Raw genomic sequence first — 14540 nt, forward strand, 5'->3', positions numbered from 1 at the left:
AAAAACCTTTAAGTACTAAAAACTAAATGGATACTTAAAGGTTTTACGTTTATATCTTATTAAATACTTCATGATACGCCTTAAGGGTGTCCTCCGCAGTTTTTTGCCATGTTAACTCTGAGGCTCTAACTAAACCGGCTTTGATTAGTTTACTTTTAAGTTTGTGATCAAGTATTATTTTTAAAATTGAATCACTTAAAAGATCCGTATTATTTGGATCTACTAGTAAAGCACCTCCATTTGTAACCTCTGGAATTGAAGTAGTATTTGATGCGATTACGGGTATACCACATGACATAGCTTCAATTGGAGGAAGACCAAATCCTTCATAAAAGGATGGATATACAAATAGTTCAGCTGCATTGTATAAACAAGGTAGATGTTCTATTGATATAAAACCCGGGAAAATAACTTTATCATCAAGATTAAGCTCATGTACTCTTTTTTTATATATATCATAAGATAATCCTTTTTTCCCTGCTATCACAAGTTTTATTTTATTCTTATATCTGTTGGAAAATATACTGAAGGCATCAATTAAACCTAATATGTTTTTCCTGGGGCTGAAGCCGCCAACATAGAGTATAAAATCTTCATCTATTGAATAAAATTTCTTAATAATATTTTTACTGTATGATTTATCAATTGGTTTGTATATATCTTCTGCAGCAAGATGAGTAACATATATTTTGTCAGATGGAAAGTTAAAAGTTTTTACTATGTCATCTTTTGAGTAATTTGACACAGTAATTATTCCGTCACAATCATCAAAAATTTGTGGTATTTTTTCTCTAAATATTTTAAGATAATTTTTACTGACGGTTTCAGGCATTTTATATGGTATTATATCGTGTAGAGTTATAATAAAACTGCAATTTTTATCCTCTGGTAGTCCTATACCGTTCTGGGGAACATGATATATTTGTATATCTTTATCCTTTAAAATATTTGGGACATTAACTTCATCCCAAAAGTTATTTTTTTTATCATCAATGATGGCATTAACACAAAAATTATTTCTTAGAGATATGTTATAGGTACAATTTTTAGGTGAGAACAATAAGTATTCATTTATATTATCGATTTTATTAAGATAATTGATTAATTGATAAGTGTAAGTACCTATTCCTGTACCTCTATACAATTTTGCTGCTCTACTGTCAATCCCAATTTTCATAAAAATATTCCTTTCAAATTTGTGTTACATTCTATTATATTAAATAATATTTCAAAGTGTTAATATCCTTCTAAAATATAACGGTATTTCATATAAATATATAGGGGTGATTAACATGATGAGAGAGTTTGAAATAGAAAGACAATTTGGAGTTAAAATTGAAAGTATGCGACCTAATAAAGGGGTATATCTTTTAAAGACAAATATAGGAACCAAATGTTTAAAGAAAATAAATTATGGAGTTCAAAAACTTCTATTTGTATATGGTGCCAAGGAGCATTTGATAAAAAGTGGTTTCAATAAGGTCGATAAATATTCTTTAAACATTGAAGGGAAACCATTTGCACTTGTAAATGAGGATATATATACTCTTTCTGAATGGATAGATGGGAGAGAGTGCGATTTTAAAAACAATGATGACCTTACAAAAGCTGCAGGATGCCTGGCGGATATGCATTTAGCATCAAAGGGATACGAACCACCGGAAAATAGTAAATTAAAGACAGACCTTGGAAGATGGCCTACTCTCATGGAAAAGAGAATACGAGCACTTGATAAGATGAGAGATATGAGTAGAAGAAAAAACAATAAGGGAGATTTTGATTTAAATTATATACGTAATGTAGAATTTTATAAACAATTAGGTAAGAGAGCAATGGCTGTATTAATAAATTCAAAGTATATGGATTTATGTGAGATTGCTGAACAAGAAAAGTCTTTTTGCCATCATGATTTTACTTATCATAATATAATAATTGATAAAAATGATGATGTAAATGTAATAGACTTTGATTATTGTAAGAGAGAGCTTAGGGCTTATGATATATCTGCGTTTATGATGAAGGTACTAAAGAGATCAGATTGGAATATAGAATGTGCTAAACTGATACTTGATTCTTATAATAGTGTGAGCGAACTTGAGGATGATGAGTATAGAATAATATTTGCATTTTTGCTATTCCCTCAGCGTTTTTGGAGGCTCGCAAATAGATATTACTATAATGAAGTCAATTGGGCGTCCAATACTTTTAACAATAAAATGGAGGAATTGATTTCTGAGAAAGAAAAATATATTAATTTTATTGAACAGTTTAAAGAATTGTACAATCAAAAAGAAGAAACAATATAGTATAAGAAATAGATATATGGTAAATACATGAATCTATAAGTATTTATCATGTGTCTATTTTATGTTTTTATAAAATCACTATTTTATGTAGTATATCATAGTATGGATAATGAGCTTATATTTAAGTGGAGAGGATGATATATGAAAATAGGTGACATAGTAGTGCGAAAATCTTATGGGGAAGATATAACTTTTAAAATTATTGATATTATATATTCTAAAAAAAACACAATATATACTTTGAAAGGCATGAATCTTAGAATAATTGCAGATTCTCCAGAGGAAGATCTTAAGGTGGTTTCAGAAGAATCACTTACAAAGTATGAGCGATTATCTAACAAAAAAGTAGATAACTCAATTAAAAATATTTTGATGACTAGAGGGAATATAAAAAAAAAATTTAGAACTGTAAAAGAAACACAAAATAATGAGTTAGCGTTTGGAAGACCAGGTAGGATACTACATGTAGACGGTGATTCAGACTATTTAGATATATGCCTAAAGGTATATAAACAATTAATGCTTGAAGTAATTGGGCAGACTGTAAAGGAAGAAGATCAAGCAAAAACTGTTTTAGAATTAGTAAAAAAATTCAGACCGGATATAGTCATAATTACAGGCCATGATTCAATTATAAAAGGAACAACAGATTACATGAATATAGATAACTATAAAAACTCAAAATTTTTTGTTGAAACTGTATCAGCACTTAGAAATTATGAGGCGAATTATGATGATTTAGTTATATTTGCAGGTGCATGTCAATCATGTTATGAAGCCATACTGGATGCAGGTGCAAATTTTGCTAGTTCCCCAAGCAGGGTATTGATTCACTGCTTGGATCCCGTTTTTTTATGTGAAAAGATAGCATATACAAATATAAGCAATGTTGTTTCAATACAAGAAGCCCTAGAAAATACTATAACAGGCACAAAAGGAATCGGAGGCTTACAAACTAGAGGCAAATATAGAGAAGGATTTCCAAAGTCATCTTATGCTTAAAATTATAATAAGTATTAAAAAACTGTATATATGAGAAAGTATAAGGGAATAATACTTTATGTGGTATTAATCTAAATATTTTAGACCGTTTACAAAAAATTAATATTGACAAAACAATTTGTTAAATGTAAAATATAAAGTTTAGTTGACATTATATATATTAGGATATATAATATAAAATGTGGAAAGAGGGTGTTTAGATATATGCAGAGAGGAAATGTATTGGCCCTAATAAGAAAAGATATTGAAGGCCATGTTGGCGACAAAGTAACTTTAAAAGCAAATGGTGGTAGGAGAAAGGTATTTGTCAATAGTGGAATAATTGAGAAAGCTTATCCTAGTATATTTGTAATTAGGTTGGAAAATGACACCCAAAGGAAGGTCACCTATAGTTATTCTGATGTTTTAACGAAGACAGTACAACTGGTATTTTCAGCGTAAAGTTGGTACTTATTAGTACCAATTTTTTTGCTTTTAGATAAAAGAAAGATGGTGGGTATCCATCTTTCAACTATGGTATAAAAGGGTATTGAGAATTTATGAGAGGTTATATGGTCAACAACCACTCTTATAATATGTCAAAATTCATCAAATGTCAATATAGATAGATACTATAATATCAAGTTATTGGAAAATCTATAGATAACACTTTCAATTAAATAATCCTATAAATAATTTTTTATCATATTTACTTATAAAAGTATATATAAATAAATAGTAGTAGGTCTTTAATTGAAGGGAGATGCAATGTATACATGGATATAGTTAAAGAGAATATAGAATGTGAACAATTGCTGGGTGAAAATTTTTGCGATACGGTTGTTAAATCTGAATATGTAATACCGGATACTAATCCGGATGTAAGTGAAATTTTAATGCTGAAATCGAAGCCTCGTATTACTAATACTGAGGTTATGAAGGGAAAGGTTTTTATTGAAGGAGAAGTTGAATATACAATATTATATTCAGCCAAGGAAGAGGAGGAAGGTACAGGAATATATGGAGTAACATATTCGGGTAAATTTGCTAATTATGTTGAACTTCCAGAAGTAGACTATAGGATGCATTGTGATTCGAGTTGCTATATAGAGCATATGGAATGCATGGTGGTAAATGAAAGAAAGGTATCTATAGAAGGTATTATAAAGCTTAAAGCAGAGGTATATAAGAATTATGACTTTGAGGTTATAAAGGATGTTACGGGTTCTGAAGATGTTCAAATGCTTAAAAATCCAGCTGCAGTGGATAAAATAATGGGTACGGTATCGGGTGATCTTGTGGCAAAATGCAGTATAAAGGTTCCAATAGAAAATCCACAGATAGGAAGTATACTTGAAAATGATGTTAAGCTTCATAAAAAAGAAGTAAATATAATGGAAAACAAGGTAACTGTGAGTTTATACGCGTTAGTCTCTATATTGTACAGAGGAAAGGATACAAAGGATTTGGTTTATATGAGTGAGGATGTTCCTATATCGAAAGAATTGGATTTAGATGGTGTAAATCCATCTATGGAAAGCTATACTGATTTTAGAATTGATGCTGTAGAATATGATGTAAAAGAGGATGACCTTGGAGAGGATAGGATTATAGATATAGAAGCTTTGATAAAATCTGATACAAAGGTTATGTGCAAACAGGAGCTTGATATAATACAAGACGCATATTCACCTACAATATTTATGGATATGACTAAAAAAGATTATCAATTGAATGTAATGCATGGACAATCTACCTATCAGGATATAATAAAGGAAGATATAGAAATTGACAGTAACATGCCTAAGGCGTCAAAAATAATTATGTGTGATGCAGATGTATCTGTTACGGATAAAAAGTTAGTAGAAGATAAAGCAGTTGTTGATGGTGTATTGAATGTAAGAATATTATATAAGGCAAATGATGATGAAAAAGAATTCTATACAGTAAATGAAGAGATACCATTCAGTTGTGGGGTGGAGATACTTGAATGTAAAATAGACATGCAGTGCATAGCAAAGGTTTCGCTCGAAAGTATAGAAGCTTTTATAGAACTTGATAGAATAAGTGTGAAGGCAATAGTTAATGTTTATGCTAGAGTAAACTACTCAACTCATAGGGAATTTTTAGTTGATATAGTCCCAAAAGAAGAGGGAATACCTGAAAAGAAGGCTAGTTTAACTATATATGTTGTGGAGCATGGAGATACTCTTTGGAAGATAGCTAAGAAATATTATACTACAGTAGATTTATTGGTAAAGCTGAATGAAATAGAAGATCCCGATATTATAAAGGTCGGAGATAAACTCATAATACCGGGACGAGCAATTATATAGCTTAAAATTTGAAACGAGTTTTAATTATGTGTATAGCTAATTAAAACTCTATTTTTTTGCATTTAATAGTTCAAGGGCGCATTTTACAAGGCATATCGTCATGTATAATTATTAAAAGTATGGTAAAAATAAAGAATATCTATATGAAAGGATGTTGAACTTTGGATGAAAGAATCGAAGGCAATTTAATAATAATTGGTGGGGCTGAGGATAAAAATGGAAGTAAAACTATACTTAATGAAGTATGCAGTAAGATAGATAAAGAGAATGGAATACTTGTAGTTGCAACAGTGGCTTCAGAACTTCCTGAAGAACTGGGAGATGAGTATAAAAAAATATTTCAAGCATTAAACGTAAAGAATGTTGAAATATTAACTATTAGAAATAGGGAGGATTCTTATGATTCAAATAATATAAAAATTATAGAAGGTGCCTCACTTGTCTTTTTTACGGGAGGAGATCAACTCAGAATAACCAGCCTAATAGGAGGGACTCCTTTATATAAGAGCATACAGACGAAATATAATGAAGGTTGTATTTTTGTTGGTACTTCTGCAGGAGCGTCTGTTATGAGTGATACTATGATAGTAACAGGTCTTGATGATGAATCACCAAGAAAATGCACATTAAAAATGGCACCGGGATTAGGACTTATTAAGGGAGTTATCATAGATCAACATTTTGCTCAAAGAGGGAGAATAGGAAGGCTTATGGTAGGTATTGCTGAGAATCCGGAAAGTCTCGGTATTGGTATAGATGAAGATACAGCCATAGTAGTAAACAGTAAAGCTGAATTCAAAGTTATTGGTTCAGGTGCTGTCTATATAATAGATGGAAGCAGTATAGAACATAGTAATGTATCTGAACAGTATCCGGATGATATATTGTCCATTTTTAATGTCAAACTACACATACTTAAAAGCGGTGATCTGTACAATCTGAATCTAAAAAAGTGTTATAACGGTCTTAGATAATAAGAGTAACAAATTATATAGTTAACTGTAAGAGGAGGAAAACACATATAAAAATGAAGATTGAAAATTTTAGAGTTTATAGTGGTAGAAATATATATTCACATAAAAAGTGCATAAAGTTATGTGTGGATTTAGAAGGATATAGTAATATTGCTACTAAGGATATAAATAATTTTAATGATAGGTTATTACAGATAATACCTGACCTTAAGGAACATAGATGTGGTATAGATGAAAGAAATGGATTTGTAAAAAGGTTAAATGAGGGAACATATCTTGCGCATGTTTGTGAGCATATAATATTAGCAATTCAAAATTCGCTGGGAATTGATGTTGCCTATGGAAAGGCACGAGAGATAGATGGCGATAAGTATTATATTATATTCCAATATATATATAAAAATACTGCGGTGGAGTCTGCCAAAGTTGCAGTGGAACTAATAAATTCATTAATATGTGGTAAATATTTCAATACCGAAATGTATAGAAAGATGTTGAAGGATACTTTAAAAGGTGAGGAGCTTGGACCTAGTACAAAAGCTATAATAGATGCGGCCAGGAGAAAAGGTATTCCGGTGATGAGACTTGGAGATGAGGGAAGCATTTTTCAATTAGGCTATGGTAAATACAGTAGAATTATAGAGGCTACTATAACTAGTAATACAAAGGCAACAGCTGTAGATATATCATGTGATAAAATTCAAACTAAAGAAATACTGTATAATCAATGTTTACCTGTAGCAAGAGGAGGCGTGGTGAAAAATCCCTTAGAACTTTTATTTAAGGCGGAAAAAATAGGATATCCGGTAGTCTTAAAACCGAGATATGGAAACCAGGGTAAAGGTGTATATGTTAATATAAAAAATGAAAAAGAACTTATCAGCATATATTCTAGATTAAGCAAAACGTATGATCAAATAATAATAGAGGAGAATATAGAAGGAAAAGACTATAGAGTATGTGTTATTGATGGAAAAGTTGTAGCTGTTGCTGAGAAGATATTACCGTGTGTTATAGGTGATGGAGTAAGAACTGTAAGACAACTCATAGAAAAATTGAATAGGGATGATAAAAGAGGAGAAGGTCACGAAAAACCCCTTACAAAAGTTAAAATTGATAATGAGCTTAAGGCCTGTATATCAAGGAATGGATATATTTTAGATGACATACTTAATAATAAGCAAAAACTCGTATTAAGAGAAAGTGCGAATTTATCAACTGGAGGAGAGGCCATTGACTGCACAGATGATATATCACAAGAAAATATTGAAATATGTGAAAGAGCAGCAAAAGCTATTGGTCTTGATATATGTGGAATAGATATATGCTGCAGGGATATACAGAATTCTTTAAATGAAGGTGGTGCAATAATAGAAGTGAATGCAGCACCTGGAATTAGAATGCATCATTATCCAAGCACAGGTAAAAGCAGAGATGTGGCTGGAGCTATAGTTGATATGTTGTTAAAGGATATACCTAAAGATGGTATGCCAGTGGTTTCTATTACAGGTACAAATGGAAAAACAACTACCACAAGGCTTATAGGTCATGTCCTAAAATTGAAGGACTATCATGTTGGAATGACAACTACTGGTGGAGTTTATCTAGATGATAAATGCATAATTAAAGGAGATACTACAGGTTATGATAGTGCTGTTTCTGTACTTACCAATAAAGATGTTGATGCGGCAGTACTTGAAACTGCAAGGGGAGGGATAATAAGACGCGGACTTGCCTACGACCTGGCAGATGTTGCCGTTATAACTAATATTACTGAAGATCATTTAGGTATAGATGGCGTGAATACAATGGAAGATTTAGCTTATGTTAAATCACTTGTTGGTGAGGCTGTGAAGAAAGATGGATATGTAGTAATGAATGCCGATGACAAGATGAGTATGACTATAGTAAATAATATAAAAAGTAAATTAATTATGTTTTCCAAGGATAAATATAATTCTGCCCTCAGGGAGAATATAAGACTTGGTGGATATGGTGTATACGTGAATAATGAAACTATATATATAGAAAAGGATAATGAAGTGCTCCCAATAATAAATGTTGGTGATATAAAGATTACTCTGGGTGGTAAGTTAGAGTATAATATAGAAAATTCAATGGCTGCATGTGCAGCTCTTGTAGGGCTTGATGTTGATTATGATACTATAAAATTAGGTTTTAAAACATTTGAGTGTGATGGAAGGTTTAATCCTGGAAGATTTAATATGTATAATGTAAATGGCATCAAGGTTATTTTGGATTATGGTCATAATATAGCAGGATATAAAGCTGTTATTTCAGGATTAAATAATTTGGAACATAGGAGGCTAATTGGTATTATAGGTGTACCGGGTGATAGAACAGACGAAAGTGTAAAAAAGGTAGGAGAAATATCTGGAGAAAGTTTTGATCGGATATATATAAAAGAAGATAAGGATAGAAGAGGAAGAAAAGAAGGAGAGATAGCAGATATACTTAAACTTGGAGTATTAAATTCAGGTTTTGATAAAGATAATCTAGAAATAATTTTAGATGAAAAATCTGCTCTCGAAAAAGCAATAGACAATTCTAAAGAGGGTGACTTAGTTATAGTATTTTTCGAAAGATCTGAACCACTTATTGATCTTATAAGAAATAGGATTAAAGGTTCTAAATTAAAAGCAGAATCACAGGCTGTAGTTTAGAAATTTGATCAATTAATTAAAATTAAACATTATAATCTAAATTAGAAGCTATATTATAGGATTGAATTATATCTTATTATATGGCTTTTATTTTAATCTTGTATTATAATACTTACGTCAGTTAGTATAAATAAAAGTATTTATTATATTTTAGATGAATAATTTTTTAATTTGGAGGAAGAAAATGATAATAAAGGCTTTTGCTAAGGTTAATTTGTCTTTAGATATAGTTGGAAAAAGAAAAGATGGATATCATCTTTTAAAAACTATAATGCAGCAAGTTGAATTATATGATGTTATAGATATAAATAAATCCGATAAGGGAATAACTCTGACGTGTAATAAGAGTTATTTACCAACTGATAATAAAAACTTAGCTTATAAGGCTGCAGAACTTTTTTTGAATACGTATAATATTAGTTCAGGAGTAACAATAGATATTAAAAAGTTTATACCAGTATCAGCTGGGCTTGCAGGAGGTAGTACTGATGCTGCTGCTGTACTTAAAGGTATCAGAAGACTTTATAAACCTGAAATAAAGAATGATAAGCTCGCAAGTTTAGGCCTTAAAATAGGAGCTGATGTACCATATTGTTTAACAGGTGGAACAGCATTATGTGAAGGTATAGGAGAGAAGGTAATGCAGCTTAAGAAATTTAGAAATAAAATATTGGTTATAGTAAAGCCGCCATTTGGGACATCCACGGCAGAAGTATATAAAAAATTTGATCTAAGCAAATTAAGAAAACATCCTAATACAGACTTATTATTAAAATGCATTGAAAAAGATAATATGAAAGTACTTGCTAAGAATTTGGAAAATGTTTTGGAGAATGTAACTTTAAATAAGCATACAATAATAAAGAATATAAAACAACAAATGATTAAAGATGGGGCACTTGGAAGCCTTATGAGTGGCAGTGGGCCTACTGTATTCGCGTTTTTTGACGATATGCTTAAAGCACAGATGTGCTATGACGGAATGAGTAAGAAATATAAGGATGCTTTTATAACACGAACAATATAATAACTTTATGTAATGATTAGAGTCTTTGAAAAAATTTCAAAGGCTCTTTTGAATTATCACTTAACGCATAAATAAGTACGTTAATGCAAAGAATAAATTGAGAATATATGTGAGGAGTTTTTCGATGAGAATATTACATTTATTTGACAAGTATTTCTTAATATTGATGGTTATACAGGGAGGTCTTCTGGGGTTAATAGATTATGCAAAATTCAAAAGAGATGATAATTTTAAACTTGCTATAAGGGCAAAATTTGTTGGAATAGTTTCCATATTAGTTGCTATAATACTTTATTTAATAACAAATTTTATTTATTAGTGATATGTCATGACTAGGAAGTGATAATTTTGAAGGAAAATATTAAAGATGAAATTTCAGTAAACATTGATGAGAATAAGGAATATTTAAAAAAGGTGTTTGAAGGAAGTTCAGATACAGTCCTCAGACAATTTTATATTGGAAAATTCAAAGCCACTTTGACTTACATAGATGGTATGAGTGACAAGATACTTCTGGATGATTATATAATGGAAAATCTGATGCTTTTAGTAGATAAAGTTGAGGATGTCAAGAGCATAAAGGATACATTGCTTACAGTTACAGACCTTAGAGAAAGTGATAAGTTAAGCCAGGGAATAAATGCAGTTCTTTCTGGTGACACCCTTATGATGATAGATGGTTTGGATGTTTGCTATATTATAGCAACACGTGCATGGGCCAGTAGAAGTGTAGGAGAACCATCAGGTGAAACAACAATAAGAGGAGGTAGAGATGGGTTTACTGAAACCATAAGGTTTAATACAGTTTTGTTAAGAAGAAGAATAAGAGATACCAGGCTTAAACTAAATCTGAAGAGTATGGGAGTTAGATCAAAGACAGATGTTGTAATAGCATACATAGATGATATTGTAGATAAGGATATTTTAGATGAATTAAATTCTAGATTATCTAAAATAAACATAGATGCCATTTTAGATAGCGGATATATAGAACAACTTATAGAGGATGATAAATGGTCTATATTTCCTCAAATACAGAGTACGGAAAGACCAGATGTAGTGGCAGCTTCTTTATATGAAGGCAGAATTGCTATATTAGTGGATAATTCCCCATTTGCACTTATAGTACCAAGCACGTTTCATAGCTTTTTTCAGTCACCCGATGATTACTATCAAAGATGGATATATAGTTCGGCAGTTAGGATTATAAGATTTATTTCTATATTTATATCCCTCCTTATGCCAGCTTTATATGTGGCGGTTAGTTCATTTCATACATCTATAATTCCTGCTCAACTAACCTATTTTATAGCATCAACAAGAGAAGGAGTCCCATTTCCGGCGTTTGTAGAAGCAATTATCATGGAGGGAAGTTTAGCATTTTTACTTGAGGGTGTGGCTAGACTTCCAAAGGCTGTAGGTTCAACTGTAGGAATAGTAGGAGGACTTATAATAGGGCAGGCAGCGGTAAGTGCCGGGATAGTGAGCCCAATAATGATAATAATAGTATCTATTACAGCACTTACGAGTTTTACTACACCAAATTATGGAATGGCCTATGCCCTTAGAATTCTACGCTTTTTTTTAATTATAATGGCTGCAGTAACAGGACTTTATGGAATAATAGTAGGATTGATATTTATACTAATTCATCTTGTAAGGCTTAAAAGTTTTGGAATATCTTATCTTTCTCCGTTAGTAAAATATAATTCCAGTGACTTTAAAGACATGATTATAAGAGCACCTATTGAATACTTTAAGAAAAGACCTAATTATATGAAAACGCAGGATAAGATAAGACAAAGATAGGGGTGAAAATTAAATTATGCAAAGTATAGAATCTGTAAAACAGCATGGCTTATTTACAACTATTGTTGTTGCAATAATTGGCGTATCATCATTTTCTTATCCGCGAGAGGTCGCAGGTGCTGTTGGCACTAATGGTTGGATTATAGCAATAATAGAAGGTTTAATATGGTACATTATAGCATATATGACTTATAGAGTTATTGAAATTAACGACTATAATAGTTTTTATGATATATCAATAAATAATTTTGGAAAGATAATTGGATTTTTAGTCAGTATATTTTTTATAATGTATAATTTGGCTATTATATCTATTCAGATGAGGATGTTCGTTGAAGTATTAAAAATGTATCTGCTTGAAAAAACTCCTACGGAATTTATATTAATAGTAACTATACTTACCGGTGAATATATCATAAGATCAGATATTAGTTCCCTGGTAAAGTTTAATGAAGTGGCATTTTTGATTATGTCGTGTGCAATAATATTTGTAATGGTATTCAGCTTAAATAAAGCTGATTTTACAAATGTATTTCCAATACTGACCAGCAAACCAGTTGATTATATAAGAGCTTTTTGTACTACTATGTTTAGTTTTGCGGGAATACAGATATTATATTTAGTTTGTCCTTTTGTAAAAAATAAAAAAATCATACCTAAGACTATATTTAAAGGTATAGGATATGTTGTTGGATTTTATGTGTTTTTGGTGGTATTTACATTAGCAATACTTACAAAAGAACAAGTTAAGGTGATTTTATGGCCCACTATAGCTATGGTAAAATGCATAAATATACAGGGAGCATTAGTAGAAAGATGGGATGGAGTAATCATGTCCTTATGGGTTTTATTTTATTTTACAAACTTCGTAAATATATATTATTTAATATGTGATATAACCAGAGATGCATTAAAACTTAAAGATATAAGATTTTCATTAGTATTAATAGCACCTTTAATTTACTGTATTGCTATATACTATCCTAATGTAGTCAGTGTGCATAGTGCATTTGCAAGGGCCAATAATATATTTGGAATTATAGGACTCATTGTGATACCTATATTATTTTATTTAATTTCAATGTTTAAGGCAAAAAAGAAGGTGACAAATAAATGAAAAAAGTCTGCAGGGTTATTTGTTTACTGCTTATCGCAATTGTATCGACTGGATGCTGGGATAAGGTTGAAATAAATCAAAAAGGTTTTGTATCCGTAATGGGGATAGACTCGGGGGATGATATAGGCAAGGATAAAGAATTAAAAAAACTTAATCCTAATGAACCATATACAGGAATGGATTTAAAAAGGATACATGTAACATTTGGATTACCTGATATAAGTAAACTGGGACCGGAAAAAGGAGGAATTGGTGAAGATAATTATATTGATTCGGATGCATATTCTATGCAAGATGCTATAAGTAAAGCTAGTAATAAAACTAGTAGAGAAATTACATTTACTCATATAAAACTTCTTATGATAGGAAGCAATCTTTTAACATATCCTGAAACATTTAAAGAAGTGATTGATTATCTTCAAAGGCAACCAGCATTAGATAGAATGATGTATGTATGTGTGGCCCAAGGCAAGGCTGAGGAGTTTGTAAAATACAAACCGACAACAGAAAAAAGTTTAGAAAACTATATGGTTGGATTAATTGAAAATAGTCGTAGAAATAATACCTTTGTAATTGTAACCTTGAATGATTTTTTGAAACTGCTTGATCAAAATGGCAATTCGATATCACCAAGTTTCGAGATGGATAAGGATAAAAAGGAACTTAAAGTTTCGGGATCGGCAATAATTAAGAATTATGGTCTTAAAGGTTTTTTAACAAACAATCAAACTTCAAATATAAAGATTTTAAGAGGTGAATTTAAAGGCGGTACAAAAGTTGTATATAAAAATGGCCATCCTATAGATTTTGAAGTGGATAACTCAAGGAGAAAGATAATTGTCAAAAATACGAATAATAAATTAGTATTTTATATAAATGTAAATTTAGAGGGAGAGATAAAAGATTCTTATATGAAAAATCAACTGTTTTCAGCTAATAATTTAAGTACATTAGAAGATAACTTTAATAGATCAATACAGAAGGAGTGTGAACAAACGGTACAAATAACTCAGGATCAGTTTCAGGTAGATCCTATAGGTTTTAGAGAATATTTAGAAAAATATTATCCTAGGCTTTGGAGTCAAGTTGAAAATGATTGGGATAATGCATATAAAAATGCTGAAGTACATGTTGTTATAGATTCAAAAATTAGAAGAATAGGGGCTGTGAAATAAATATACTAAATTATATTTAAATGAATATAATTGAAAAAAATGTTAATAATACTAATATATTCAAGTAGAATTAAAATGGCCAAAAAAGTCTATATGTACAAGCTTGTAAACAATTTGAGAATCAGAGTTTG

At 30.6% G+C, this 14540-nt stretch carries 12 protein-coding genes; 11 read left to right on the plus strand and 1 reads right to left on the minus strand.

Going from position 1 to position 14540, the window contains the following annotated elements:
• Nucleotides 1-49: 49 nt before the first annotated feature.
• A complete protein-coding gene (locus D4Z93_RS00755; protein WP_119969878.1) occupies nucleotides 50-1177 on the minus strand; it encodes a glycosyltransferase family 4 protein in 1128 nt (375 codons plus the stop codon).
• 115 nt (nucleotides 1178-1292) lie between these two features.
• Between D4Z93_RS00755 and D4Z93_RS00760 the strand changes: the two genes are divergently transcribed.
• The 11 genes from D4Z93_RS00760 to D4Z93_RS13405 all read left to right on the plus strand — a co-directional run bounded on the left by D4Z93_RS00760 (nucleotide 1293) and on the right by D4Z93_RS13405 (nucleotide 14409).
• Nucleotides 1293-2306, plus strand: coding sequence for a CotS family spore coat protein (locus tag D4Z93_RS00760; protein ID WP_119969879.1), 1014 nt, complete (start codon nucleotides 1293-1295; stop codon nucleotides 2304-2306).
• A 141-nt stretch (nucleotides 2307-2447) separates the two neighbouring features.
• On the plus strand, nucleotides 2448-3308 hold the full coding sequence (yabG, locus tag D4Z93_RS00765) for a sporulation peptidase YabG (protein WP_119969880.1): 861 nt from the start codon (nucleotides 2448-2450) through the stop codon (nucleotides 3306-3308).
• A gap of 204 nt (nucleotides 3309-3512) precedes the next feature.
• On the plus strand, nucleotides 3513-3749 hold the full coding sequence (locus tag D4Z93_RS00770) for a Veg family protein (RefSeq protein WP_119969881.1): 237 nt from the start codon (nucleotides 3513-3515) through the stop codon (nucleotides 3747-3749).
• A 314-nt stretch (nucleotides 3750-4063) separates the two neighbouring features.
• Nucleotides 4064-5623, plus strand: a complete 1560-nt coding sequence (locus tag D4Z93_RS00775) for a DUF3794 and LysM peptidoglycan-binding domain-containing protein (protein ID WP_119969882.1) — start codon at nucleotides 4064-4066, stop codon at nucleotides 5621-5623.
• 161 nt (nucleotides 5624-5784) lie between these two features.
• A complete protein-coding gene (locus tag D4Z93_RS00780; RefSeq protein ID WP_119969883.1) occupies nucleotides 5785-6597 on the plus strand; it encodes a cyanophycinase in 813 nt (270 codons plus the stop codon).
• A 53-nt stretch (nucleotides 6598-6650) separates the two neighbouring features.
• Entirely contained in the window at nucleotides 6651-9281 is a 2631-nt protein-coding gene (gene cphA, locus D4Z93_RS00785; RefSeq protein WP_119969884.1) for a cyanophycin synthetase, read from the plus strand.
• Between the two features lie 184 nt (nucleotides 9282-9465).
• Nucleotides 9466-10308, plus strand: coding sequence for a 4-(cytidine 5'-diphospho)-2-C-methyl-D-erythritol kinase (ispE, locus tag D4Z93_RS00790; protein WP_119969885.1), 843 nt, complete (start codon nucleotides 9466-9468; stop codon nucleotides 10306-10308).
• Between the two features lie 124 nt (nucleotides 10309-10432).
• On the plus strand, nucleotides 10433-10627 hold the full coding sequence (locus D4Z93_RS00795; protein ID WP_119969886.1) for a CLC_0170 family protein: 195 nt from the start codon (nucleotides 10433-10435) through the stop codon (nucleotides 10625-10627).
• A 29-nt stretch (nucleotides 10628-10656) separates the two neighbouring features.
• Nucleotides 10657-12117 (plus strand): spore germination protein, encoded by a 1461-nt coding sequence (locus D4Z93_RS00800; RefSeq protein WP_119969887.1) that lies wholly within the window; start codon nucleotides 10657-10659, stop codon nucleotides 12115-12117.
• 16 nt (nucleotides 12118-12133) lie between these two features.
• Complete coding sequence (locus D4Z93_RS13400) at nucleotides 12134-13234, plus strand: GerAB/ArcD/ProY family transporter (protein WP_243105963.1); 1101 nt, start codon at nucleotides 12134-12136, stop codon at nucleotides 13232-13234.
• Entirely contained in the window at nucleotides 13231-14409 is a 1179-nt protein-coding gene (locus tag D4Z93_RS13405) for a Ger(x)C family spore germination protein (protein WP_243105964.1), read from the plus strand. The genes D4Z93_RS13400 and D4Z93_RS13405 overlap by 4 nt, the downstream gene beginning before the upstream one ends.
• The last annotated feature ends 131 nt before the right edge of the window (nucleotides 14410-14540 follow it).

Origin of the sequence: Clostridium fermenticellae (assembly GCF_003600355.1) — a bacterium.
GTDB lineage: Bacteria > Bacillota > Clostridia > Clostridiales > Clostridiaceae > Clostridium_AV > Clostridium_AV fermenticellae.

What these genes read in the sequence shown, in the direction of transcription:
- D4Z93_RS00755 (WP_119969878.1), bottom strand. Translation starts at nt 1,177, where the DNA reads ATGAAAATTGGGATTGACAGTAGAGCAGCAAAATTGTATAGAGGTACA.
- D4Z93_RS00760 (WP_119969879.1), top strand. Translation starts at nt 1,293, where the DNA reads ATGATGAGAGAGTTTGAAATAGAAAGACAATTTGGAGTTAAAATTGAA.
- yabG (WP_119969880.1), top strand. Translation starts at nt 2,448, where the DNA reads ATGAAAATAGGTGACATAGTAGTGCGAAAATCTTATGGGGAAGATATA.
- D4Z93_RS00770 (WP_119969881.1), top strand. Translation starts at nt 3,513, where the DNA reads ATGCAGAGAGGAAATGTATTGGCCCTAATAAGAAAAGATATTGAAGGC.
- D4Z93_RS00775 (WP_119969882.1), top strand. Translation starts at nt 4,064, where the DNA reads ATGGATATAGTTAAAGAGAATATAGAATGTGAACAATTGCTGGGTGAA.
- cphA (WP_119969884.1), top strand. Translation starts at nt 6,651, where the DNA reads ATGAAGATTGAAAATTTTAGAGTTTATAGTGGTAGAAATATATATTCA.
- ispE (WP_119969885.1), top strand. Translation starts at nt 9,466, where the DNA reads ATGATAATAAAGGCTTTTGCTAAGGTTAATTTGTCTTTAGATATAGTT.
- D4Z93_RS00795 (WP_119969886.1), top strand. Translation starts at nt 10,433, where the DNA reads ATGAGAATATTACATTTATTTGACAAGTATTTCTTAATATTGATGGTT.
- D4Z93_RS13400 (WP_243105963.1), top strand. Translation starts at nt 12,134, where the DNA reads ATGCAAAGTATAGAATCTGTAAAACAGCATGGCTTATTTACAACTATT.
- D4Z93_RS13405 (WP_243105964.1), top strand. Translation starts at nt 13,231, where the DNA reads ATGAAAAAAGTCTGCAGGGTTATTTGTTTACTGCTTATCGCAATTGTA.